At 75.2% G+C, this 22,741-nt stretch carries 21 protein-coding genes; 14 read left to right on the top strand and 7 right to left on the bottom strand.

Translation table 11 applies throughout. From position 1 onward, the window contains the following. Positions 1–64 precede the first annotated feature (64 nt). From ACZ5HG_RS11610 to ACZ5HG_RS11600, 3 genes are all read right to left on the bottom strand, one after another. Complete coding sequence (locus ACZ5HG_RS11610; protein WP_464176371.1) at positions 65–1,030, bottom strand: alpha/beta hydrolase; 966 nt, start codon at positions 1,028–1,030, stop codon at positions 65–67. Beyond that, positions 1,027–2,493 carry an MFS transporter gene (locus ACZ5HG_RS11605; RefSeq protein WP_464176369.1) on the bottom strand — a complete coding sequence of 489 codons (1,467 nt, stop codon included), beginning with the start codon at positions 2,491–2,493 and terminating at the stop codon, positions 1,027–1,029. The genes ACZ5HG_RS11610 and ACZ5HG_RS11605 overlap by 4 nt, the downstream gene beginning before the upstream one ends. Positions 2,494–2,562: 69 nt before the next feature. Further along, positions 2,563–5,070: a DNA gyrase/topoisomerase IV subunit A gene (locus ACZ5HG_RS11600; RefSeq protein ID WP_464176367.1), complete on the bottom strand. Its 2,508-nt coding sequence runs from the start codon at positions 5,068–5,070 to the stop codon at positions 2,563–2,565. Positions 5,071–5,228: 158 nt separating this feature from the next. On the opposite strand from ACZ5HG_RS11600, the gene ACZ5HG_RS11595 reads away from it, so the two are divergent. The 4 genes from ACZ5HG_RS11595 (at position 5,229) to ACZ5HG_RS11580 (ending at position 10,608) form a co-directional block, all read left to right on the top strand. Continuing rightward, positions 5,229–8,048, top strand: a complete 2,820-nt coding sequence (locus ACZ5HG_RS11595; protein WP_464176365.1) for a bifunctional acetate--CoA ligase family protein/GNAT family N-acetyltransferase — start codon at positions 5,229–5,231, stop codon at positions 8,046–8,048. Positions 8,049–8,150: 102 nt separating this feature from the next. Further along, positions 8,151–8,696: a DUF5998 family protein gene (locus ACZ5HG_RS11590; protein ID WP_464182148.1), complete on the top strand. Its 546-nt coding sequence runs from the start codon at positions 8,151–8,153 to the stop codon at positions 8,694–8,696. A 2-nt stretch (positions 8,697–8,698) separates the two neighbouring features. Further along, positions 8,699–9,886, top strand: coding sequence for an alkaline phosphatase family protein (locus ACZ5HG_RS11585; RefSeq protein ID WP_464176363.1), 1,188 nt, complete (start codon positions 8,699–8,701; stop codon positions 9,884–9,886). 68 nt (positions 9,887–9,954) lie between these two features. Continuing rightward, positions 9,955–10,608: a thymidine kinase gene (locus tag ACZ5HG_RS11580; RefSeq protein ID WP_464176361.1), complete on the top strand. Its 654-nt coding sequence runs from the start codon at positions 9,955–9,957 to the stop codon at positions 10,606–10,608. A gap of 31 nt (positions 10,609–10,639) precedes the next feature. Here the strand turns inward: ACZ5HG_RS11580 and sepH are convergent, their stop codons facing one another. Further along, on the bottom strand, positions 10,640–11,779 hold the full coding sequence (sepH, locus tag ACZ5HG_RS11575; protein WP_464176359.1) for a septation protein SepH: 1,140 nt from the start codon (positions 11,777–11,779) through the stop codon (positions 10,640–10,642). Positions 11,780–11,886: 107 nt separating this feature from the next. On the opposite strand from sepH, the gene ACZ5HG_RS11570 reads away from it, so the two are divergent. The 3 genes from ACZ5HG_RS11570 to ACZ5HG_RS11560 all read left to right on the top strand — a co-directional run bounded on the left by ACZ5HG_RS11570 (position 11,887) and on the right by ACZ5HG_RS11560 (position 13,961). Further along, positions 11,887–12,621 carry a trimeric intracellular cation channel family protein gene (locus ACZ5HG_RS11570; RefSeq protein ID WP_464176356.1) on the top strand — a complete coding sequence of 245 codons (735 nt, stop codon included), beginning with the start codon at positions 11,887–11,889 and terminating at the stop codon, positions 12,619–12,621. 57 nt (positions 12,622–12,678) lie between these two features. After that, a complete protein-coding gene (locus tag ACZ5HG_RS11565) occupies positions 12,679–13,536 on the top strand; it encodes an inositol monophosphatase family protein (protein WP_464176354.1) in 858 nt (285 codons plus the stop codon). 125 nt (positions 13,537–13,661) lie between these two features. Beyond that, the gene (locus ACZ5HG_RS11560) at positions 13,662–13,961 is read left to right on the top strand and encodes a DUF4193 domain-containing protein (RefSeq protein ID WP_464176352.1); all 300 of its coding nucleotides are present in this window, start codon (positions 13,662–13,664) and stop codon (positions 13,959–13,961) included. 336 nt (positions 13,962–14,297) lie between these two features. Here ACZ5HG_RS11560 and ACZ5HG_RS11555 read toward each other — a convergent pair whose 3' ends face one another. Continuing rightward, positions 14,298–14,837 (bottom strand): DUF3093 domain-containing protein, encoded by a 540-nt coding sequence (locus ACZ5HG_RS11555; protein WP_464176349.1) that lies wholly within the window; start codon positions 14,835–14,837, stop codon positions 14,298–14,300. A 225-nt stretch (positions 14,838–15,062) separates the two neighbouring features. On the opposite strand from ACZ5HG_RS11555, the gene dut reads away from it, so the two are divergent. The 4 genes from dut (at position 15,063) to ACZ5HG_RS11535 (ending at position 17,554) form a co-directional block, all read left to right on the top strand. Then, positions 15,063–15,560, top strand: a complete 498-nt coding sequence (dut, locus tag ACZ5HG_RS11550) for a dUTP diphosphatase (protein ID WP_464176347.1) — start codon at positions 15,063–15,065, stop codon at positions 15,558–15,560. 75 nt (positions 15,561–15,635) lie between these two features. Further along, positions 15,636–16,397 (top strand): DUF3710 domain-containing protein, encoded by a 762-nt coding sequence (locus ACZ5HG_RS11545; RefSeq protein WP_464176345.1) that lies wholly within the window; start codon positions 15,636–15,638, stop codon positions 16,395–16,397. Between the two features lies 1 nt (position 16,398). Beyond that, positions 16,399–16,773: an OB-fold nucleic acid binding domain-containing protein gene (locus ACZ5HG_RS11540; RefSeq protein WP_464176343.1), complete on the top strand. Its 375-nt coding sequence runs from the start codon at positions 16,399–16,401 to the stop codon at positions 16,771–16,773. Then, the gene (locus ACZ5HG_RS11535) at positions 16,766–17,554 is read left to right on the top strand and encodes a DUF3159 domain-containing protein (protein ID WP_464176340.1); all 789 of its coding nucleotides are present in this window, start codon (positions 16,766–16,768) and stop codon (positions 17,552–17,554) included. Before ACZ5HG_RS11540 ends, ACZ5HG_RS11535 begins: the two co-directional genes overlap by 8 nt. On the opposite strand, the gene ACZ5HG_RS11530 is transcribed toward ACZ5HG_RS11535, so the two are convergent. Together ACZ5HG_RS11530 and ACZ5HG_RS11525 are read right to left on the bottom strand one after the other, a co-directional pair. Next, on the bottom strand, positions 17,484–18,161 hold the full coding sequence (locus tag ACZ5HG_RS11530) for a potassium channel family protein (protein ID WP_464176338.1): 678 nt from the start codon (positions 18,159–18,161) through the stop codon (positions 17,484–17,486). The two genes, ACZ5HG_RS11535 and ACZ5HG_RS11530, sit on opposite strands and share 71 nt — an antisense overlap. Beyond that, positions 18,158–18,808: a potassium channel family protein gene (locus tag ACZ5HG_RS11525; RefSeq protein ID WP_464182147.1), complete on the bottom strand. Its 651-nt coding sequence runs from the start codon at positions 18,806–18,808 to the stop codon at positions 18,158–18,160. Before ACZ5HG_RS11525 ends, ACZ5HG_RS11530 begins: the two co-directional genes overlap by 4 nt. Before the next feature lie 117 nt (positions 18,809–18,925). Between ACZ5HG_RS11525 and ACZ5HG_RS11520 the strand changes: the two genes are divergently transcribed. The 3 genes from ACZ5HG_RS11520 to ACZ5HG_RS11510 all read left to right on the top strand — a co-directional run bounded on the left by ACZ5HG_RS11520 (position 18,926) and on the right by ACZ5HG_RS11510 (position 22,697). Continuing rightward, entirely contained in the window at positions 18,926–20,929 is a 2,004-nt protein-coding gene (locus ACZ5HG_RS11520; RefSeq protein WP_464176336.1) for an APC family permease, read from the top strand. Between the two features lie 112 nt (positions 20,930–21,041). Beyond that, the gene (locus ACZ5HG_RS11515; protein WP_464182145.1) at positions 21,042–22,307 is read left to right on the top strand and encodes a class I SAM-dependent RNA methyltransferase; all 1,266 of its coding nucleotides are present in this window, start codon (positions 21,042–21,044) and stop codon (positions 22,305–22,307) included. A gap of 195 nt (positions 22,308–22,502) precedes the next feature. Next, entirely contained in the window at positions 22,503–22,697 is a 195-nt protein-coding gene (locus tag ACZ5HG_RS11510; protein WP_464176334.1) for a translation initiation factor 2, read from the top strand. Positions 22,698–22,741 lie beyond the last annotated feature (44 nt).

Genomic DNA, 22,741 nt, shown 5'->3' with positions numbered 1-22,741 from the left:
CGACCGCAACCGGTCGCCGGCCGCACCGGTCGCCGGCAGCCCAGATCTCGCCCGGCCCGCCCGCTCACGCCGCGCGCGACCCCTGCACCTCGGTCAGCCAGCCGAACACCGCCTGCTCGTACGCAGCCCGGGGCCCGTCCGCGGACAGCGACAGGTCGTGGATGCCGCCCGGCACGGTGACCACGGTGACGTCCTCGCCGAGCCGGGGAGCGCGCGCCCAGATCTGCCGCACGTCGAGCACGGTGTCCTGCGCGTCCAGCAGCGGGTTGCCGTGGGCGTTCGGCCCGGACTCGGCGGCGGTGCACACCAGCACCGGGGCCTCGATCCGCAGCCCGCGTGCCAGCCGGGCCTGGCCGCGTCGCACCGCGCGCAGCCACCCGGCGCGCACCGGGAAGCCCTCGGCGGGCTTGAGCGCGCGGTCGTAGTCCCACCGCCCGCCGTTCGCCACGTGGAGGTGCCAGGAGTAGGCGGAGGGGCCGTCGGCGATCACCCGCATCCGGTCCACCGGCGCGAGGGTGTCGAGCACCCAGGTCGAGACGACGCGCTGGAACCACCGGGCGTTGAGGTCGAACCACGGGCTGTTCAGCACCAGCGCGTCCACCACGGCGCGCCCGGCGGCGGAGTCCGCCCACAGGGCCGCGGTGAGCCCGCCGGTGGAGTGCGCGTGCACGACGAGCCGGTCGTGGCCGAGCTGCTCGCGGATCAGCGCGGCGGTCAGCCCGAGCTCGACGCGGTACTCGGCCAGGTCGTCGACGTAGTGCGGCACCTGGCCCTCGCGCCACGATCGCCCGCAGCGTCGCAGGTCGAGGGCGTAGAAGGTGTACCCGCGACGCTCCCAGGCCTGCGCGAGGTGGGTCTGGAAGAAGTAGTCGTTGAAGCCGTGCACGTGCAGCACGGCGGGACCCCCGGGTGCCACGGGCCCGGGGGTGCGCCGCACGGCGGTCGCCACCAGGTCCGGGTCCACGCCGGACAGCGCGAGGGTGGTCTGCTCCCACCCATCGCCGAGCGGGTCGGGGGTCCAGGCAGTCACGGGCGGTCCCCGGCCGTGGGCCCGGCGGGTCCGGCCGCGTGATCGACCCCCGCGCCGCCACGCCCGCCCCGGGCCGCCGCGAGCCGCAGCGGCAGCAGGGCCCCGAGCCCGAGCGCGATCACCAGCACGAGACCCAGGATGCCCCACCGCTGCGAGCCGGACACGGCGACGAAGGTGGAGAACGCGAAGGGCGCCAGGAAGGACGCCGCGCGCCCGGTGGTGGCGTACAGCCCGAACAGCTGGCTCTCCCGCCCCGGCGGCGTGACCCGGGTCAGCAGCGAGCGGCTGGCGGACTGCGCGGGGCCGACGAAGACGCACAGCAGCAGGCCGCACACCCAGAACGCCCCGGCACCGGCGTCCGCCAGCGCGAACACCCCGATCCCGGCGACCACCAGGCCGACCAGCGAGGCGACGATCAGCGCGCGCGGCCCCACCCGGTCGTCCAGCAGCCCGGCGAGCAGCGTCGAGATGCCGGCCACCACGTTGGCGGCGATCGCGAAGACCACGACCTCGCTGGCGGAGAAGCCGAAGGTGCCCGAGGCGATCACCGCGCCGAAGGTGAACACCCCGGCGAGCCCGTCACGGTAGACCGCGCTGGCCAGCAGGAACAGCACCGTCGACCGGGAGGTGCGCCACAGGTCGCGCACGTCGGCGGCGATCTGCCGGTAGCCGGCGACCAGGCCGGTGCGGGCGCGTGCCGCTCCACCACGCGCGGAGGACCGGTCGTCCGGCACGGCGAGCAGCACCGGCACCGCGAACACCCCGAACCACAGGGCGGACAGCAGCACCGCGATCCGGATGTTCGCGCCGTTCTCACCGGTGACGCCGAACCAGCCGACCTCCGGGTCGATGAAGCCGACGAACAGGATCAGCAGCAGCACGATCCCGCCCAGGTAGCCCGCGCCCCAGCCGATCCCGCTGACCCGGCCGAGGGTGGCCGGGGTGGCGACCCGGGGGAGCAGGGCGTTGTAGTGCACCGACGCGATCTCGAAGGTGAGGTTGGCGACTGCGAGCAGGGCGATCCCGCCGACCAGGTTGGCGGTGAGCGCGTCCGGGTCCGGCTGCACCAGGGCCATCGCCGCGCACAGCGTTACGGTGACCGCGGTCTGCACGGCCAGCCCGCGGCGGCGTCGCCCGGAGCCGTCGGCACGGGTGCCGGACAGCGGGGCGAGCAGGGCGATCAGCACGCCCGCGGCGGTCAGCCCCCAGCCCAGCCAGGTCGAGTGCCGGGCCAGCGCGGCGTCCAGCGCGTCGCCGCCCTGCGCCACGACGGCCGGGTCGACGAAGGAGTCGCTGGTCAGCCACCGGGTGAACACGAACGTGGTGATCACCGCGTTGAACGCGGCCGAGCCCCAGTCCCACAGCGACCAGGCGACCACCGGCCACCGCCGGGCGGCGGCGGCCGACGCGGGCGCGGGGAGGTCAGCGGCGGGGACGGGGCTCGGGGCGGCGTCGGCGTGCACGGACCAGGTCTACCGTGCCCGGCCCAACCCCGCGTGACGAGAGCGTGAATCCCGCGCGGTCCGCGCAGGTCAGCCGATCGCCACCGCCGGCGCCGCGAGCAGCGCCCCCGAGCCGTCGCGCCGGTCGTCCGGCTCCGGCAGCTCCACCGGCTGACCGGCTGACCCGGTGGCACGGCCGGGCGCGGCACCGACCCAGGCGAGGATCAGCGCGTCCTCGCCCTTGAGGAACCGGTGCGCGCGGACGCCGCCGGTGGCACGGCCCTTGCCGGGGTAGCGGACGAAGGGCGTGACCTTGGCGGAGCCGGACTGGGTGCCGGGCAGCGCGGTGGACGAGCCCGCGATCGTGACGACCACCGGGCCGTCCTCCTCGGCGGCGGCGTCGGCGGCGGACAGCGCGCCGAAGTGCACCACCTTGGCGCCGGCGGCCAGGTTGATCCCGGCCATGCCGCCGGCGGGACGGCCCTGCGGGCGCACCGCGGAGGCAGGGTAGTGCAGCAGCGAGGCGTCCGAGGCGACGAAGACCAGCTCGTCGTCATCGGCCACGTGCGCGGCGCCGACCACCTCGTCGCCGTCCTTGAGCGTGACGACCTCCCACGAGTCGCGGTTCGCGGGGGCCTCGCCGGAGACGACCCGCTTGACGACGCCCTGGGCGGTGCCGAGCGCGAGGGTCGGGGCGTCGGCGGCGACCGACACCAGCGCGACCACGCGCTCGCCCTTGTCCAGCGCCAGCAGCTCGCCCAGCGGCACGCCGCCGCCCAGGGTGGGGGCGCCGTCGGTCGGCGGGAGCACCGGCAGGTCCAGCACGGACAGCCGGCGGACCACGCCCGCGGAGGTGAGCACGCCGACCTCGGCGCGGGTGGAGGTGGCGACCACGCCGCTGAGCACGTCGTGCCGGGCGCGGGCCGTGCCCTCGGCCGGGCGCAGCGCGACGTCGGTGGAGCCGGTGCGCGCGAGCAGGCCGGTGGCCGACAGCAGCGCGTAGCAGGGGGTGTCGGCGATCTCCAGGCTGAGCGCGGGCGCCTTGGCGCCACGGCCGCTGGTCGGGGCGCCCTCGGCGGCGGTGACGGATCCGCCGGCGGACTCCAGCAGGATCGTGCGGCGCGGGGTGCCGAAGGTGGCCGCGACCTCGGCCATCTCGTCGCTGACCGCGGTGCGTAGCAGCCCGTCGTCGGCCAGCAGGGCCTCCAGCGCGGCGATCTGCTCGGCGAGCTCGTCGCGCTCCTTCTCCAGCTCGATCCGGGAGAACTTGGTCAGCCGGCGCAGCCGCAGCTCGAGGATGTACTCGGCCTGCGGCTCGCTGAGGTCGAACACCTGGCGCAGCCGTGTGCGGGCAGCCTCGGAGTCGTCCGAGGAACGGATGACCTGGATGACCTCGTCGATGTCGAGGATCGCGATCAGCAGGCCCTCGACCAGGTGCAGGCGCTCGCGCCGCTTCGCCAGCCGGAACGCGCTGCGCCGCCGCACCACGGACAGCCGGTGGTCCACCCACACCGTCAGCAGCTCGCGCAGCCCGAGGGTGCGCGGCTGGCCGTCGACCAGCGCGACGTTGTTGATCGAGAACGAGTCCTCGAGCGGCGTGTACCGGTAGAGCTGCTCCAGCACGGCGTCCGGGTCGAAGCCGGTTTTCACCTCGATCACCAGGCGCAGGCCGTGGGTGCGGTCGGTGAGGTCGATCGCGTCGGAGATGCCGGACAGCTTCTTGGACTGCACGCCCTCCTTGATCTTCTCGATCACCTTCTCCGGGCCGACCGTGTAGGGCAGCTCGGTGACGATGATGCCCTTGCGCCGCGCGGTGACGTTCTCGATCCGGGCGGTGGCACGGGTGCGGAAGGCGCCGCGGCCGGTGCGGTACGCGTCGCGCACGCCGTCCAGGCCGATGATCTTGCCGCCGGAGGGCAGGTCGGGGCCGGGGACGAAGCGCATCAGCTCGTCCAGGGTGGCGTCCGGGTGCATCACCAGGTGGCGGGCGGCGGCGACCACCTCGACCAGGTTGTGCGGGGCCATGTTCGTCGCCATGCCGACCGCGATGCCGGAGGCGCCGTTGACCAGCAGGTTCGGGATCGCCGAGGGCAGCACCGCGGGCTGGGTGAGCTTGTTGTCGTAGTTCGGGACGAAGTCGACGACGTCCTCGTCCAGGTCGGCGGTCATCGCCACCGCCGAGGGGGCCATCCGGGCCTCGGTGTAGCGCGGGGCCGCGGGGCCGTCGTCCAGCGAGCCGAAGTTGCCGTGGCCGTCGACCACCGGCAGGCGCAGGGAGAACGGCTGCGCCATGCGGACCATCGCGTCGTAGATCGCGGTGTCGCCGTGCGGGTGCAGCTTGCCCATCACCTCGCCGACCACGCGGGCCGACTTCACGTAGGGCCGGTCCGGGCGCAGGCCCATGTCGGACATCTGGAACAGGATGCGGCGCTGCACCGGCTTGAGCCCGTCGCGCGCGTCCGGCAGGGCGCGGGAGTAGATGACGGAGTAGGCGTACTCGAGGAACGAGCCCTCCATCTCCGTGGCGACGTCGATGTCGACGATGCGCTCGACGACGTCGTCGCCAGGGACGTCGGGGGTGCTGCTGCGGCGCGCCATGCGGTCCTGGGCTCCCGTGGGTCGGTGCTGCGGTGGTGTGCTGGTCGGTGCACGTCGGCGCCCGGTGCGGGCGGATCGGCGTGCCGGGACATTGTCCCCGCCACGCGGGCGTGGGCGTGCCACGACGCGCGGCAGGGGGCGACGATACGCTCGGAGGCATGGCGGAGGTCACCGGGGACGTGCGCGCGGACGGAGCCCTGCCCGCCGGCTACCCGGCGAGCTGGGAGGCCGACGTGGTGCTGCGCGACGGCACCACCACCCATGTGCGCCCGATCCGTCCCGGCGACGCCGATGCGCTCCAGGCCTTCCACGTCGCGCAGTCCGAGACCTCGACCTACCTGCGGTTCTTCGCCCCGCTGGAACGGCTGCCCGACCGCGACCTCGAGCGCTTCACCCACGTCGACCACCGGGACCGCGTGGCGCTGGTCGCGGTGACCGAGGACGACGCAATCATCGGCGTCGCCCGCTACGACCGGGTGGCCCCGGACGAGGCAGAGGTCGCGTTCAACATCGCCGACGCGCACCACGGCCGCGGGCTCGGCTCGGTGCTGCTGGAGCACCTGGCGGCTGCGGCGCGCGAGCGCGGGGTGCGGCGGTTCGTCGCCGACGTGCTGCCGCAGAACGGCCGGATGCTCGCCGTGTTCCGCGAGGCCGGGTACTCGCCGCGGCAGAGCCTGGACGACGGGGTGGTGCAGGTGTCCTTCGACATCGACCCGACCGACCGCTCGCTGGCGGTGATGCTGGACCGGGAGCACTCCGCGGAGGCGCGCAGCGTGCAGAGCCTGCTCAGCGCGCGCAGCGTGGTGGTGCTCACCTCGCCGACCGTCGAGCCCGGGTCGCTGGACGACCTGCTGGTGACCCGGGTGCTGGAGCACCTGGTGGCCGGGCCGGGCGCCGCGCTGCGCCGCACGGGGGCGGTGGTGCCGCCCGCGCCCGCCGCCGATGCGGGGCCGGTGCGGGTCGAGGTGGTCGGCCGCGCCGGGATCGCGGGCGCCCGCTCCTGGGACCGGCTGGAGGACGTGCCCGGGCCGGTGGACCTCGCCGTGCTGGCGATGCCCGCCGCGGAGGCGGTGCTCGCGGTGCGCGGGCTGGCCCGGCTCGGGGTGCGCGGCGTGGTGGTGCTCTCCGGCGGCTACGCCGAGGTCGGCGCCACCGGGCTCGCGCTGCAACGGGCGCTGCTGCGCACCGCGCACGCCGCCGGGATGCGGGTGATCGGCCCGGTGTCCTACGGGGTGATCGCGCACACCGGCGCCGGGCTGCTCAACGCCTCCCTCGGCGGTGACCCGCCCCCGCCGGGCCGGTTCGGGATCTTCTGCCAGTCCGCCGCCACCGCCGTGTCGATCCTCGCCTCGGTGCGCCGGCGCGGGCTCGGGCTGGCGCACCTGGTGTCGGCGGGCAACCGCGCGGACGTCTCCGGCAACGACCTCATGCAGTTCTGGCAGGACGACGAGGCCACCGACGTGGTCGCGCTGTACCTGGAGTCGATCGGCAACCCGCGCAAGTTCTCCCGGGTGGCCCGCCGGCTCGCCGCTGCCAAGCCCGTCGTCGTGGTGACCGCCGGGCGCTCCGGGCACGTGGTGCCGCCGGGGCACGCCGTGCGCCCGACGCTCGCCTCCCGCCGCACCCTGGAGGAGGTGATGCAGCGCTCCGGGGTGATCCTGGTCGAGAACACCCACCAGATGCTCGAGGCCGCCCAGCTGTTCGCGCTCCAGCCGCTGCCGCGCGGGCGCCGGGCCGCCGTCGTCGCCTCCTCGCCCTCGCTGGCCGCGCTGGTCGCCGAGGCCGCCGCCTCCGCCGGGCTGAGCGTGACCGGGCAGGCCGCGATCATCCCCGAGGACGCCGACGACGCCCGGATCACCACCTGCTTCGCCGAGGTCTACGCCGACCCGGAGGTGGACGTGGTGATCACCGTGCACGTGCCGACGGTCGGACCCCGCGACGACCGGGTGGCGCGGGCCCTCGCGGCGGCCGCCGCCGGATCGGGCCGCACGTCGGTGGCCTGCCTGCTCGGGCTGCACGGCGCGACCGAGGTGCTCACCGCCCCGGACGCCGACGGGGTGCCGCGCACCGTGCCGACGTACACCACCCCGGAGGACGCGGTGCTCGCCCTCGGGCAGGCCACCCGCTACGCCGCCTGGCGGGACGCCGAGCGCGGGTCGCTGGTCGCCCCCGCCGGGATCCACGCGCGGCAGGCCCGCCGGCTGGTGACGTCCTGGCTGGCCGAGGCGGAGGTGGACGACGCCCCGGCCGACGCCCCGGACGGGTCCGGCCAGCCCGGGATCGAGCTCAGTGCCGAGCGCGCCGCCGACCTGCTGGCCTGCGCCGGGATCGACGTGCTGCCCAGCGTGCCGGTGCGGGACGCCGACGAGGCGGTCGCCGCCGCGGAACGGCTCGGCTGGCCGGTCGCCCTGAAGACCACCGTGCCCGCGCTGCGGCACCGGGCCGACCTCGGCGGGGTGCGGCTCGACGTGCACGACGCCGCCGAGCTGCGCGCCGACGTCGAGCAGGTGCTCGCGCTCGCGGCCGGCCACGTGCCCGCGCCGGGCCGCGCCCCGCTGGAGGTGCAGGCGATGGCCCCGCACGGGGTGGCCTGCGTGATCCGCTCCACCGAGGACCCGCTGTTCGGGCCGGTGCTCGGCTTCGGGCTCGCCGGGGACACCACCGACCTGCTCGGCGACCTGGCCTACGCCGTGCCGCCGCTCACTGACGTGGACGTGACCGAGATGGTGCGCGCCCCGCGGTCCGCCCCGCGGCTGTTCGGCTACCGCGGGCTGCCCGCGCTGGACGTCACGGCGCTGGAGGAGGTGCTGGCCCGGGTCTCGGTGCTCGCCGACCAGCTGCCCGAGATGCTGTCGCTCGAGCTCAATCCGGTGGTGGTCGCCGAGCACGGGGCGTACGTGCTGGGCGCCACCGCGCGGATCGGCTCCGCCCAGCGCGCCGACGGCCCGCGCCGCGCCCTGCTCACGCCGCCGGTGTGACGCAGGTCCCGGGCGGCGACCCCGGGTGATCCGGCCGAGCGTGTGACGCGCCGGGCCGGCGGATGGGAGGATGCTCCGGTGCCTGCACCTTCGACCGACCTGATGCGTGACCTCGACCGGGCCGGGTACTACCCGCAGCTCGTGGCGGACGTCCTGGACGTCGCGCTCGCGGACGAGCCCGTGCTCGCCCACCTCGTGCACCCCGAGACCACCTTCGACGCCGCCGAGGTGCGGCGGCACGTCACCGTGCTCGCGCTCACCCCGAGCCGGTTGGTGGTGGCGCACGTGGACGACCACCCCGCCGACAGCGAGCACCCCTCGGCCTCCGCAGCCGCGACCACCGAGGCGGTGCCGCTGTCCGAGCTGCGCTCCGTCGCGCTGACCCACGTGATCCCCTCGCCGGAGCAGCACCAGGCCGGCGGCGGCGCCACCGAGCTCACCCTGGCGATCGGCTGGGGCGCGGTCTCCCGGGTCGACCTGGAGCCCGCCGGCTGCGCCGACCCGCAGTGCGAGGCCGACCACGGCCTGACCGGCAGCATCACCCCGGACGACGTGGTCGTGCGGGTCAGCGCCGTGGCCGAGGGCGCCGACGCCGTGCGGGACGCCGTGGCGTTCGCGCGTCGGCTCTCCGCGGCGAGCGCCCGCTGACGATGGGCGCCGGCAGCGCGACCGGGACGACGGCGGTGGCCGACCGGCTGGACGCCCTGGGCCTGCTCGCCCCCGACTACGCGGGACGGTCGCTGTCCGGGCTGCTGCCCGCGGTCGCCGACAGCCTGGGCGTGCCGGTGGACGGCGGACCCGCCGCCCGCGCGACGCTGGGCCTGCCGGACACCCGCCGCGCCTGCATCGTGCTGGTGGACGGCCTCGGCCACGAGAACCTCACCGAGCGCGCCGGGCACGCCCCGTTCCTGCGCTCGCTGCTCGGCGGGTCGCAGCCGCTGTCCGCCGGCTACCCGTCCACCACGGCGGCCTCCATGGGGTCCTTCGGCACCGGCACCGGCCCCGGGCGCACCGGCATGACCGGGTACACCGTGCGGAACCCCGCCACCGGCGCGCTGGCGAACATGGTGTCCTGGGACGGGCTCGGGCCGGCACGCGAGTGGCAGCGCGAGCCCACGCTCTTCGAGACGATCGCCGGGCACGGGGTCACCGTGACGACGGTCGGCCCGGCGCGGTTCATGGGATCGGGGATGACCGAGGCCGCCCTGCGCGGCGGTGGCTACCGTGCCGCCGAGAAGCTGGCCGACCGGGTGGACGCGGCGCTGCGGCTGCTGCGCGAGCCGGGGCTGGTCTACCTGTACTGGGGCGACGTCGACAAGACCGGCCACCACGAGGGCTGCGGATCCTGGCAGTGGGGCGACCAGGTCGAGGCGCTGGACGGTGAGCTGTCCCGGCTGGCCCGTTCCGCCCCGCGTGGCGCCACCCTGCACGTCACCGCCGATCACGGCATGGTCGACGTGGACCGGTCGCTGCGCTGGGACGTCGCGAGCACCCCGGCCCTGCGCCAGGACGTCGCGCTGGTCGCGGGGGAGCCCCGGGCGCTGCACCTGCACCTCGACCCGGACGCCGAGCCCGCCGCCGTGGCCGCCCGCTGGCAGGACGTGCTCGCCGGAGCGGCCGCGGTGCTGGTCGGCGACGACGCGGTGGCCGCGGGCCTGTTCGGCCCGGTCTCCGCGCACGTGCGCCCGCTGATCGGCGACGTGGTGGTGGCCATGGCCGGGCGTGCCACCGTGGTCGACTCCCGCACGCAGACGCCGGCCTCGCTGGAGCTGGTCGGCGTGCACGGATCGCTGACACCGGCCGAGCTGCGCGTGCCGCTGCTCACCGTCCACGGCTGAGCGGCTCCCCGCGCGCCTGCCGCACCGCACGACGTACGACGCACGAACGAGTAGGAACGAGAACCACCGTGGCTGAGCTGGTCTTCTTCTGCGGCACGATGGACTGCGGCAAGTCCACCCTGGCGCTCCAGATGCACCACAACCACATCACGCGCGGCCGGGACGGCGTGCTGTACTCGCGCAACGACCGCGCGGGGGAGTCGCGGCTGTCCTCCCGCCTGGGGCTGTCCGTGCCCGCGCACGAGGTCGCCGACGGCACCGACTTCTGGGCCGAGGTGGTCGCGCTGCGCACCCAGGGGCGCGTGGTCGACTTCCTGATCTGCGACGAGGCGCAGTTCTACTCCGCGGAGCAGGTCGACCAGCTCGGGCGCGTGGTGGACGAGATGGGGGCGGACGTCTTCGCCTTCGGCATCACCACCGACTTCCGCACCCGGCTGTTCCCCGGATCCGCCCGGCTGCTCGAGCTGGCCGACCGGGTCGAGGCGCTCCAGGTGCAGGCGCTGTGCTGGTGCGGCGCCCGGGCCACCCACAACGCCCGCACCGAGCACGGGGTGATGGTGGTCGAGGGGGCGCAGGTGGTCGTCGGTGACGTCGCCGCCGACGAGGCCGAGACCGGCTACGAGGTGCTGTGCCGGCAGCACCACCGGCTGCGGATGACCGCCCGCACCTCCGGGCGCAGCAGCGTGTCGCCGCAGACGCTGGGCGTGCTCACCGAGGACTGAGCCGGGTCTCGTTGGGCCCCGGGGGCCGTGCCTACTCCGGCTTGGCGCCGAAGACGATCTCGTCCCAGCTCGGCACCTTGGCCCGGCCCCGGCGACCGCGCGGGCGCTCGGCAGCGGTGCGGGTGGTCGGCTCCTCCGCCTCGGGCTCCGCGGGCGACGCGTCGGCCTCGGGCGCCGCGGCCGCGGGGGTGCCGCCGATCGCGTGCACCGTGGCCCCGCCGTGCTCCCGCTCGTCCTGCTGCTCCCCGGACCGACCGCGGCCCGGCACGTCGTACACCCGCGCCTCGGCGGCGGGGTCGGCGTCCACCGGGTGCGCACCCGGCGCGTCGAGCATCCCGAAGTCGAAGGCGTGCTGCGGCCCGAAGCCGGGGAACTCGCCCTCCTCGTCCTCGTCCTCCAGGTCGAGGGTCTGCCGCACGCCACGCCGGGCGCGCAGGTCGTCCAGCAGGTCCTGGGTGGCGGCCTGCGGGTCCTCGTCCTCCGGCTCGGGGGCCGGCGCGGGGGAGTCCACCGCCGCCAGCACCGGGCGCACCGATCCCTCGGCGTCGATGTCGTAGACCACGTCGCGCACGGCGGTCAGGTGCCGGCGCGGCAGCGGGCCGTCCGCGATCTCGGTCTCCGACAGCCAGCGGGCCTCGTCCTCGTCGGCGTGCACCGCGCGCACCGAGGGGTCGTAGCCCCAGCGGGCCTCCCGCGGCTCGTCCTGCACCTGGTAGCGCGCGACGACCGTCCAGCCGGCGCCCTGCTCCCGGAACGCGTCCCAGGTGAGCGTCGCGGTGTCCACGCCCCGCGCTGCGAGCCGGTCGAGCACCAGGTCGCCGAGCACCGGGGCGCCGACGTCGCGGCCGATCCGGGTCTGACGCGCCTGCTCGGCCAGGAACTCGCGCTCGGCCACCACGGGCCCCTCGAAGCGCCGCACGTGCTCCACCGTCAGCCCGGAGGCCTCGGCGATCTGCTCGGCGGTCTGCCCCGCGCGCACGCGCGCCTGGATCTCCCGGGGGCTCGGCACCCCGGACTGCTCGGCGCGGATCTGCTCCAGCTGCGGACGGTCACGGCGGACCGCCGCGCGCAGCGGTTCGTCGATGTGCAGGCGGTAGCGCTGCCCGTCGGCGGCTGCGAGGACCAGGTGCTCCCCGTCCTCGTGCAGCCCGACCAGTTCCAGCTCGGCCATCACATCTCCCATCATCCGCCGTGAAGCCTGCCATCGCCCAGCCCCGATCTCGCGGAGGCGCGGCGGTGCGTCGCCCGGGTGCTGCCGGCTGCGATGATCTGCCGGTGATGATCGACCTCCCGCTCCAGCCGGTCATGGAGCTGGTCGGCGTCTTCGTCGGGGCGCTGTCCGGCGGGCTCGCCGCCGTGCGCAAGGGCTTCGACATCTTCGGGATCCTCGTGCTGGCCTGGGCGGCGGGTCTCGGCGGCGGCATCATGCGCGACGTGCTGATCGGGGCGATCCCCCCGGTCGGGATCTCGCAGTGGGAGTTCATCGCCACCGCCTGCGCGGCGGGGCTGGTCACCTGGGCGCTGCACCCCCGGCTGGGCCGGGTCCGCCGGTTCATCCTCGTGCTGGACGCCGGGGCGCTCGCGCTGTTCACCGTGGTCGGCACGGTCAAGGCGCTCGACTACGGCACCGGAGCCACCGCGGCGGTGTGCGCCGGGGTGATCACCGGGGTCGGCGGCGGCGTGCTGCGCGACCTGCTCACCGCCGAGGTGCCCGTCGTGCTGCACCACCGCCAGCTCTACGCGATCCCCTCGGTGCTCGGCGCCGTGGTCACCGTGGTGCTGTGGCGGGTGGGGGAGCTCACCGCGGCGACGGCGGTGGTGGCCGTGGTGCTGGTCTTCGTGCTGCGGGTGGTCGCGCTGCGGTTCCGGCTGGAGGCCCCCGGGCCGTGGGTCGGCGGGCGCCCGCCGCGCAACCCCGGGGTCGGCGGTGCCGGGCGGGCGCGGGGGGTGCGGCGCACCTGGCGACGTCCCGGCGGCGGGGGCGCGCGCACCAGCGGCCCCGCCGACGAGTAGCGCAGCCGGACCGCGCGCTCCTCGCGGTCGGTGGCGGGCGTGGGACAGGATGGGCGCGTGACGACCGAGCAGCCGACCGTGCCCGCCCCCGACCTCACCCCCGACGAGATCCGCGAGCTCACCGCGCTCGCCGAGACCCTCGCCCGATCCGCCGGCGAGCTGGTGCGCGCCGGCCGCCCCGACCGCGTGGACGTCGCCGCCACCAAGTCCAGCGAGGTCGACGTGGTCACCGCCATGGACCTCGCCTCCGAGGCGCACCTGCGCGCGCTGCTCGCCCAGCACCGCCCGCAGGACGGCGTGCTCGGCGAGGAGGACGGCTGGCTGCCCGGCACCAGCGGCCTGACGTGGGTGCTCGACCCGATCGACGGCACCGTCAACTATCTGTACGGCATCCCGGCCTACGCGATCTCGGTCGGCCTGGTGGCCGGATCCGCCGACCCGCTCACCTGGACGCCGGTCGCCGGCTGCGTGCACGCCGTGCCCGACGGGCGCACCTACACCGCCGGCCGGGGGATCGGCGCGCGCCGGGACGGCACCCCGCTGCGGGCCAACCCCGCGCGCGACCTCGCCACCTCCCTGGTGGGCACCGGCTTCGGCTACACCGCCGAGCGGCGGGCCCGTCAGGCGCAGGTGCTCGCGACCCTGCTGCCGCGCGTGCGGGACATCCGGCGGATCGGCTCAGCGGCCCTCGACCTGTGCCGGGTGGCCGAGGGGACGCTCGACCTGCACTACGAGCGCGGGCTCAACCCGTGGGACCTCGCCGCGGGGCAGATCATCGCCCTCGAGGCGGGTGCGCAGGTCAGGGGCCTGCGCGGGCTCGCAGCCTCCGCGGAGATGACCGTCGTGGGCCCGGCGGGAACCGTGGACGAGCTCGCGTCGTTGCTGGAGGAGCTGGGTGCGGACACCGATCGCTGAGGGCGGCGTGCGCTCCTCGGAGAAATAAGGCACAATCCCACCGCCGTCGGGAACAAAGAACCGCCTCCGGTGCTTGATCCCGCGTACACCAAGACCCCGACCTCGACGGAGCGTGACCACACCTCATGGCAACCGACTACGACGCCCCGCGCAAGACCGAGGAGGACCTGAGCGAGGACTCGCTCCAGGAGCTCCAGGCCCGGCGCTCCGACAAGAACTCGGGCGTGGTGGACGAGGACGAGACCGAAGCCGCAGAAGGGTTCGAGCTCCCCGGTGCCGACCTGTCCGGCGAAGAGCTCTCGGTCCGAGTCCTGCCCCGCCAGGCCGACGAGTTCACCTGCACGCGATGCTTCCTGGTGCACCACCGCAGCCAGCTCGCCTACGAGAAGGACGGCATGCCCGTCTGCTCGGAGTGCGCTGCCTGAGTCACCCGCACCGCTCCACGACGCCGTCCGCGCCCCCCGGGGCCGGGCGGCGTCGTCGTACCCGGGGCCGCGTGCGCGCTGCGAATGCGCGTGCGTGCGCGCTGCGGGGAGCGCCGAGGTTGCACGAACGCAGGCTTCACGCCGCACGAAGGGTGCTTTCGTGCACTCTCGGTGCGGGGTGCGGGGTGCGGGGTGCGGGGTGCGGGGTGCGGGGTGCGGGGTGCGGGGTGCGGGGTGCGGGGTGCGGGGTGCGGGGTGCGGGGTGCGGGGTGCGGGGTGCGGGGTGCGGGGTGCGGGGTGCGGGGTGCGGGGTGCGGGGTGCGGGGTGCGGGGTGGTCAGGGGGCGGGCGTGTCGCCCGGGGCGGGGGCGGTGACCTGCGCGCCGGCGGCGAGCAGCGCTGCGACCAGCGCGTCCGGGCGGCGGGTCGACACCACCCAGGCGGGCGTGGGGTCGGCGGGGTCGTCCAGGTCGACGCGCACCGCCGTGCGCACCCACCCGCGATGGGCCAGGTGCGTGCGGGCGTCCAGGCCGGGGCCGAGCTCGTGGCGGGTCCGCGCGGCGTCCAGCGCGCGGGGGTCGCGCAGCAGCGCCACCGGCACGTGCGCCGCCCCGGCGTGCAGCTCGCCGCCGTCGACGGTCACCCGGTCCGCGGCGCGCACCAGCACCGCCCCGCCCGCCACCAGCCCGAGCACGGCGCCCGCGACACCCCAGGCAGGACCGACCGGCACCAGCGCCACCCCGAGCATCGCGGCGAGCCCCACGACCGCCACCCACCCGGCGGCCCCGGGCCACAGCCGCTCGTCATGACGAGCCGCGGGCGCGGGCTGGGCGGGCTGCGAGGGCACGGCGGCGGGTCCGGGAGCGTCGGTCAGCACCCGCCCAGCATCCCATCCCACCCACGAGGTCGGTGGTTCGTGCACGACACGCCATCACGACACGCCGCGTGAGCCGCCGAACCACCGACCTCGCCGGAAGGAGAGGCGCGCGGGGGTCCGGAGGGTCGGATGTGGGAGCAGGGGGAATGCGGAGGGGCCGCGCGAGCAGGAGCAGCCCGCGGAGTGCGCTCGGCGCGCGCAGCGGGGCCGGTAGGGTCGGGGACCGTGACGGACCAGACCGCCCCCGAGGCCACGCCCGCCCCCGCCCCGCCGACGCTGGAGGTGCTGCTGCGCCGTCTGGACGAGGGTGTGCCGGTGCCGGGCTACGCGCACCCGGGGGACGCGGGCGCCGACCTGGTGACCCGGGTGGACGTGACGATCGCGCCGGGGGAGCGGGTGACCGTGCCGACCGGGATCGCCATCGCGCTGCCGGAGGGCTTCGCCGCCTTCGTGCACCCGCGCTCGGGCCTGGCCGCCAAGCACGGGCTGACCATCGTCAACGCGCCGGGCACCGTGGACGCGGGCTACCGGGGCGAGATCGCGGTGACGCTGCTCAACACGGACGCGACGACGCCGGTGGAGCTGCACCGCGGCGACCGGGTGGCCCAGCTGGTGATCCAGCGGGTCGAGCGGGCGCTGTTCGTCGAGGTCGAGGACCTGCCGGAATCCGTGCGCGGCGCCGGTGGTTTCGGCTCCAGCGGCGGCTGGGGCGCGGCCCGCTAGGGAACTCCTCTCGGGCGGACTACGCTCGGTGGGGTACGTGCCCGTGCGCGGGCAGAGCGAGAAGAGGGACGAACGGTGGCGCTTTTCCGGCGCGGCACCCGCAAGGACGCCGCTGAGGACCTGACCGCGTCGACGCAGGACGAGGTCGTGGAGGCCGTCGAGGACTCCGCCGACATCCCCGCCGACGAGCCCGAGGAGCCGTCGGCGCACGACCGCTCGCAGGGGCCGTACGACTCCGAGGAGGAGGTGCCGGCCGGCCCGCGGGTCGACCTGGGCGCCCTGCGCCTGCCCGGCGTGCCCGGCATGGAGCTGCGGATGGAGATCGACAAGGCCTCCGGCGCGGTGACCGCGGTCGGCGTGACGCTGGACGGCTCCACGCTCCAGATGCAGGCCTTCGCCGCCCCGCGCACCGACGGGATCTGGGACGAGATCCGCGAGGAGATCGCGCTGTCGGTCGGCAAGCAGGGCGGGTCGGTGGACGACGTGCCCGGCCCGTTCGGCCGCGAGCTGCTCGCCCGCCTGCCCGTGCGCACCCCCGAGGGCCGCACCGGCCACCGCCCGGCGCGGTTCATCGGCGTCGACGGCCCGCGCTGGTTCCTGCGCGGCGTGGTCACCGGCCGTGCCGCGGTGGACACTGAGGCCGCGACGCGGCTGGAGGACCTGTTCCGCCGGACCGTCGTCGTCCGGGACGACAAGGCGCGCCCCCCGCGCGACCTGCTCGCCCTCACGCTTCCCGACCAGGCCGACGGCGTCCGCCCGGCCCCGGCCCCGGCAGCACCCGCAGCACCCACGTTCGACCCGCTCACCCGCGGGCCGGAGATCACGGAGATCCGCTGACATGTCCACGCCGCTGCGCACCACGCTGCGCAAGGTGGTCGCCTCCCGCGCGGAGATCGAGGCCGACGAGGAGCGCGAGGACGCCGTGCGCGCCACCGGATGCACCCCGGTCGAGAAGGTGCCGGACCGGCACCGCGTGAAGGTGTCCGGGGTGCTGCGCTCGGTGGTGCTGCGCCCGCGCCAGGGCGTCCCGGCGTTGGAGGCCGAGCTGTACGACGGCTCCGGCACCGTCGACCTGGTCTGGCTGGGCCGCCGGGAGATCGCCGGCATCGACCCGGGCCGTCGGCTCAAGGTCGAGGGCCTGGTCTGCACCCGCGACGGCCGCCGGTCGATGTTCAACCCCCGCTACGAGCTGCGGCCCCGACCCGGTGAGTGATCCCCGGGACGCGTCCGCCCCGGCCGAGCAGGCCGCCACGGACGCGACCGGCCCCGCGCCGGACGCCGTCGACGCACCGCCCGCCGAGCGCTCCGGCCCCGGCCGGGGCATGAGCGCGGTCGCCGCCGACGAGTTCTCCTTCTCCGCCGCCGTCGGCGGGGTGCGCGGCGCGATCGAGTCCGTGCTGCCCGGTCTGCTGTTCGTGGTGGTCTTCGTCGCCACCCGCGAGCTGATGCCCTCGCTGATCGCCTCCGGCGGCGTCGCCGTGCTCGCGGTGATCGTGCGCCTGGTGCAGCGGCAGCCGCCCACGCAGGCGTTCTCCGGCGCGATCGGCGTCGGGATCGGCGTGGTCTGGGCGTGGCGCACCGGCCGCGCGGAGGACTACTACGCCTGGGGCCTGCTGGTGAACGGCGCCTACGCGGCGGCGTTCCTGGTGTCGATCCTGGTGCGCTGGCCGCTGGTCGGCCTGGTCGTCGGCGTGTTCCGCCCGGACGGCCCGCTGTCGTCGACCGGCTCGTGGGCCGGCGCGGTGGCCTGGCGGCAGGACCGGGGCGTGCGCGCGCGCTACACCTGGGCGACCTGGCTGTGGGTCGGCATGTTCGCCGCCCGCCTGGCCGTGCAGGTGCCGCTGTACTACGCGGGCCAGGTGGGCTGGCTCGGCACGGCCAAGCTGGTGATGGGCGTGCCGCTGACCGCGGTGGTGCTCTGGCTCAGCTGGATTCTGGTACGCGGGACGACAGGATCGCGGCCAGATCCTCTTCCGACGCCTCCCGGCTCGTGACGAACAGCAGCTCGTCGCGCCCCTCGAGGGTGTCGTCGGCGCTGGGCGTGAACGGCCGGTCGTCCCGGACGATGCAGGCGAGCACGGTGTCGGTCGGCCAGTCGATCTGACCCACCAGCGATCCCGCCAGCGGCGAGTCCTCGGGCAGCGTGAGCTCGAGGATGTCCGCGCCGGACTGGTGGAAGGTGAAGATCCGGACCAGGTCGCCGACGGCGACGGCCTCCTCGATCATCGCCGTCATGATCCGCGGGGTGGAGACAGCGACGTCCACGCCCCACGCCTCGTCGAACATCCACTCGTTCTTCGGGTTGTTCACGCGGGCGACGGTGCGGGGCACGCCGTACTCGGTCTTCGCGAGCAGCGAGATCACCAGGTTGGCCTTGTCGTCGCCGGTGGCGGCCACCACGACGTCGCACTCGTCGGTGCGGGCCTGGGTGAGCGTCGGCAGCTCGCAGGCGTCGGCCAGCAGCCAGTCGGCGTCGGCCACCTGCGCCACGCGCATGGCGGAGGGCTGGCGGTCGATCAGGGTGACCTCGTGCCCGTTGGCCAGCAGCTCGCGGGCGATCGAGCGCCCCACGGAGCCGGCGCCGGCGATGACGACCCTCATGCCTCCACCACCGGGGCGGCGGTGACGGCGCGTTCGACGGCGGCGGAGTCGTCCGCACGCATCAGCAGGTGCACGATGTCGTTCTCCTGGAGGACGGTCTGGGCGTCGGGGAGGATCCCGTCGCCGTACCGGGTGACGTAGGCGACGCGGGCGCCGGTGGCGGCCTCGAGGGTGCGCAGCGGGCGGCCGACCCAGCCCTCGTGCACGTCGACCTCGGCGAGCACGATCTTGCCGGAGGCGTCGGTGAACTGGTTGGTGGCGCCCATCGGCAGCATCCGGCGCAGCACCTGGTCGGCGGTCCACCGCACGGTCGCGACCGTGGGGATGCCGAGGCGCTGGTAGATCTCGGCGCGGTGCGGGTCGTAGATCCGGGCCACCACGTTGTCGACGCCGAAGGTCTCCCGCGCGACGCGTGCCGCGAGGATGTTCGAGTTGTCGCCGTCCGCGACCGCCGCGAAGCCGTAGGCGTCGTCGATGCCGGCCTGGCGCAGCACGTCCCGGTCGAAGCCGAGCCCGGTCACCTTGGAGCCGGCGAAGTCGGCGTCCAGGCGGCGGAACGAGTCCGGGTTCTGGTCGATCACCGCGACGGAGTGGCCGTGGTTCTCGAGCGACTGGGCGAGGGTCGCGCCGGCCCGGCCGCAGCCCATGATCACGAAGTGCACAACGCGGAACGGTATACCCCCGGGGGTGTGTGACGCGCACCGCTCGGCGACCGGGACCTCGGGGGGCGCGCAGGTCACCGGCTGGCCCTAGCATGGTCCCTCGTGCCGGATCTCGCCGATGCCGCCAAACGCTTGCTGCTGGGCCGTCCGGTCCGCAGCGAGAACCTGGGGCACACCCTCCTGCCGAAGCGGATCGCGCTGCCGATCTTCGCCTCGGACGCCCTGTCCTCCGTCGCCTACGCCCCGGACGAGGTGCTGCTGACCCTCGCCATCGCCGGCGTGGGCGCCACCGTGATCTCCCCGTGGGTCGGCCTGGCCGTCATCGTGGTCATGGTCACCGTCATCGCCTCGTACCGGCAGAACGTGCACGCGTACCCCTCGGGCGGCGGCGACTACGAGGTGGCGACGGTCAACCTCGGCCCCAAGGCGGGCGTCACCGTGGCGAGCGCGCTGCTGGTCGACTACGTGCTGACCGTGGCGGTGTCGGTCTCCTCGGGCGCCCACTACGCGGCGACGGCGCTGCCGGCGCTCCGCGGGCACGAGACGATCGTCGCGGTGACCCTGGTGGTGCTGCTGACCCTGGCGAACCTGCGCGGCGTGCGCGAGTCCGGCCGGGCGTTCGCGGTGCCGGTGTACCTCTACATGGTGGCCGTCGGCTCGACCGCGATCTTCGGCTTCATCCAGTACCTGACCGGCAACCTGGGCCAGGCGGAGAGCGCGGCGCTGACGATCGTGCCGCAGGACGGCTTCGACCAGGGTCTGGTCGGCGCGGCCGGTGCGTTCCTGGTGCTGCGCGCGTTCGCGTCCGGGTCGGCGGCGCTGACCGGTGTCGAGGCGATCAGCAACGGCGTGCCGGCGTTCCGCAAGCCCAAGTCGAAGAACGCGGCGACGACGCTGCTGCTGCTCGGCGGGCTGTCGGTGTTCCTGATCATGTCGATCCTCACGCTCGCCCGGCTGACCGGCGTGCACTACGTCGAGGACCCGTCCACGCAGCTGATGCGCGACGGCGTGCTGGTCGGGTCGGACTACGTGCAGGACCCGGTGATCGGGCAGCTCGCGCAGACGATCTTCCACTCGTTCCCGCCGGCGTTCTACCTGGTGGCGGTGGTCACCGGCCTGATCCTGGTGCTGGCTGCGAACACGGCGTTCAACGGCTTCCCGGTGCTGGGGTCGATCCTGGCGAAGGACGGCTTCCTGCCCCGTCAGCTGCACACCCGCGGCGACCGGCTGGCGTTCTCCAACGGCATCCTCACGCTGGCGGCCGGCGCGATCGCGCTGATCGTGGCCTTCGACGCGCAGGTGACCCGGCTGATCCAGCTGTACATCGTGGGCGTCTTCGTGTCGTTCACGCTGTCCCAGCTCGGCATGATCAAGCACTGGACCCGGGAGCTGCGCACGCAGCCGGACCCGAAGGAGCGCACGAAGATGCGCCGGTCCCGGGTGATCAACTCGATCGGCTTCGGCATGACCGGCACGGTGCTGCTGATCGTGCTCGCCACCAAGTTCACGCACGGCGCCTGGATCGCGATCCTCGCGATGATCATCGTGTTCATCGTCATGCAGGCGATCCGCAAGCACTACGACTCGGTGCGCGAGGAGCTGGCGCTCGGCGAGGACGTCGCCGCCGCCCGCGCGCTGCCGAGCCGGGTGCACGCGATCGTGCTGATCTCCCACCTGCACCGGCCGACCATGCGGGCCATCGCCTACGCGCGCGCCTCCCGGCCGCAGGTGCTGGAGGCGGTGACCGTCGGCGTGGACCCGGAGGAGGCGACCGCGCTGCGCGAGCGCTGGGAGGCGATGGACCTGCCGGTGCCGCTGCGGGTGCTCGACTCGCCGTTCCGCGAGATCACCCGTCCGGTGATCACCTACGTGCGCTCGATCCGCCGGGAGAGCCCGCGCGACCTGGTGGTCGTGTACATCCCGGAGTACGTGGTCGGCCACTGGTGGGAGCAGCTCCTGCACAACCAGAGCGCGTTGCGGCTGAAGGGCCGCCTGCTCTTCACCCCCGGCGTCGTCGTGGCCTCCGTGCCGTGGCAGCTCGCCTCGACGGAAGGACAGACCGGTATGGAAGAGCACGTGCGCAGGACGAGCAGTCGTGGCCTCTGAGCAGCGGCGGGGCCCGGTGCGTCGGCGCGCGGGCGGCGGTGGAGGTGCGGCGAGCGGTGCGGCCGCCGGGGGAGCGGGTGCCGCGCGGCGTCCGGCCCCGCGACGCGCGCCGGTGCGCGACGGCGAGCGGGACGGCGAGATCGTCGAGGTCGAGGTCGGACCGGTGGCCCACGGTGGCCACTGCGTCGCCCGGCTGCCGATCGCGCCGGGGGAGGAGCGCGGTCGCGTCGTCTTCGTCCGGCACGCGCTGCCCGGCGAGCGGGTGCGGGTGCGGCTGACCGAGACCGGCCGCAAGGCGTCGTTCTGGCGCGGGGACGCGATCGAGGTGCTGGACGCCTCCGCGGACCGCGTCGACTCGGTGTGGCCGCAGGCCGGCCCCGGCGGGATCGGCGGCGGCGAGCTCGCGCACGTGCGCCTCGACGCGCAGCGCGCCTGGAAGCAGGCGGTGCTCGGCGAGCAGCTGTCCCGGCTGGCGAAGGTCGAGCGCGAGGTCCCGGTGCACGCGATGCCCGGCGACGACGAGCGCGGGGGCCTGGGCTGGCGCACCCGTGTCGAGCTGGAGGCGGATGCCGAGGGGCGGGCCGCCATGCGCCGGTTCCGCTCGCACACCCTGGTGCCGGTGGAGCAGATGCCGCTGATGAGCGACGCGCTCGCCGAGCTCGACCTGCTCGGGCGGCGCTGGCGTGCCGGCTCCCGGATCGAGGCGGTGGCCCCGGCCGCCGGTGACGAGCCGGTGGTGCTGGTCGACGGTCAGCCCTACGACCTGCGGCGCGGCAAGGTCGACCCGCGTCCGAACGCCCGCAGCGTGGTGCGCGAGGAGGTCACGGTCGGCGGCACCACCTGGCAGTACCGGGTCGCTGCCGCCGGCTTCTGGCAGGTGCACCGCGAGGCGCCGGCCGCGCTGACCGCCGCGGTGCTGGACGCGCTGGGCGACGTGCAGGGCGCCACGGTGCTCGACCTGTTCTCCGGTGCGGGCCTGTTCACGCTGCCGATCGCGGACGCGGTCGGCGAGGACGGCGCGGTGGTGGCCGTCGAGGGCGATGCCCGCGCGGTCCGGGACGCCCGGCGCAACGCGCACGACCGGGAGAACGTCGAGCTGCTCGAGGGCGACGTCGCGCAGGTGCTGGCCGTGAACGAGGGCGCCCCGGCGGACGCCGTCGTGCTGGACCCGCCGCGGGTCGGTGCCGGGCGGGACGTGGTGCGCTCGATCGGCGCGCTGGACGTGCGGCGCGTGGTCTACGTGGCCTGCGACCCGGCGGCGCTGGCGCGGGACGTCGCGTACCTGGCCGAGGAGGGCTTCGCCCTGGACGACGTGCAGGGCTACGACCTGTTCCCGATGACCCACCACGTCGAGGCCGTCGCCGTCCTGACCCGCTGAGCGTCGCGCGGGCCCGTGCCTGCGTCGAGGTTGCACGAAAGCATGCTTCCCGCGCCGGGAAGGGTGCATTCGTGCAACCTCGGCGCACGCGGGTCGCACGAGCGGGGTGCGAAGCGGGTGCGCGGGTGCGTCGATCGGCCTAGCGTGGTCGGGCGGGCGCGGCGCGCCCGGACCCGGTGACGGAAGGAGTCGACGATGACGACAGCCCACGACGGCGCGCACCTGAGCGCGGCGGAGGCGACGCGACGGGTGGCGGAGGCCAGCCGGCGCGCGACGGCCGAGCTGCACAAGCAGGGCACGCCGGACTACGACCCCCGGCAGCACGAGAAGGCGGTCGAGCGCGAGCGCCGGGCGCTGGACAGCGCGCAGGAGCAGGCCGACCGGGGCTGACCGGTACCTCCACCCTCCGACGGGCCGGGGATCTCGCGTGATCA

The organism is Cellulomonas sp. GTC20042 (genome assembly GCF_055389595.1).
The sequence above is the reverse complement of the archived record's forward strand: the minus strand, read 5'-3'. Positions and strand labels throughout refer to the sequence as shown.

What these genes read in the sequence shown, in the direction of transcription:
- ACZ5HG_RS11590 (WP_464182148.1), top strand. Translation starts at nt 8,151, where the DNA reads ATGCGTGACCTCGACCGGGCCGGGTACTACCCGCAGCTCGTGGCGGAC.
- ACZ5HG_RS11530 (WP_464176338.1), bottom strand. Translation starts at nt 18,161, where the DNA reads ATGAGGGTCGTCATCGCCGGCGCCGGCTCCGTGGGGCGCTCGATCGCC.
- ACZ5HG_RS11510 (WP_464176334.1), top strand. Translation starts at nt 22,503, where the DNA reads ATGACGACAGCCCACGACGGCGCGCACCTGAGCGCGGCGGAGGCGACG.
- ACZ5HG_RS11560 (WP_464176352.1), top strand. Translation starts at nt 13,662, where the DNA reads ATGGCAACCGACTACGACGCCCCGCGCAAGACCGAGGAGGACCTGAGC.
- ACZ5HG_RS11525 (WP_464182147.1), bottom strand. Translation starts at nt 18,808, where the DNA reads ATGGGCTGCGGCCGGGCCGGCGCGACCCTCGCCCAGTCGCTCGAGAAC.
- ACZ5HG_RS11600 (WP_464176367.1), bottom strand. Translation starts at nt 5,070, where the DNA reads ATGGCGCGCCGCAGCAGCACCCCCGACGTCCCTGGCGACGACGTCGTC.
- sepH (WP_464176359.1), bottom strand. Translation starts at nt 11,779, where the DNA reads ATGGCCGAGCTGGAACTGGTCGGGCTGCACGAGGACGGGGAGCACCTG.
- ACZ5HG_RS11570 (WP_464176356.1), top strand. Translation starts at nt 11,887, where the DNA reads ATGATCGACCTCCCGCTCCAGCCGGTCATGGAGCTGGTCGGCGTCTTC.
- ACZ5HG_RS11540 (WP_464176343.1), top strand. Translation starts at nt 16,399, where the DNA reads ATGTCCACGCCGCTGCGCACCACGCTGCGCAAGGTGGTCGCCTCCCGC.
- ACZ5HG_RS11595 (WP_464176365.1), top strand. Translation starts at nt 5,229, where the DNA reads ATGGCGGAGGTCACCGGGGACGTGCGCGCGGACGGAGCCCTGCCCGCC.
- ACZ5HG_RS11585 (WP_464176363.1), top strand. Translation starts at nt 8,699, where the DNA reads ATGGGCGCCGGCAGCGCGACCGGGACGACGGCGGTGGCCGACCGGCTG.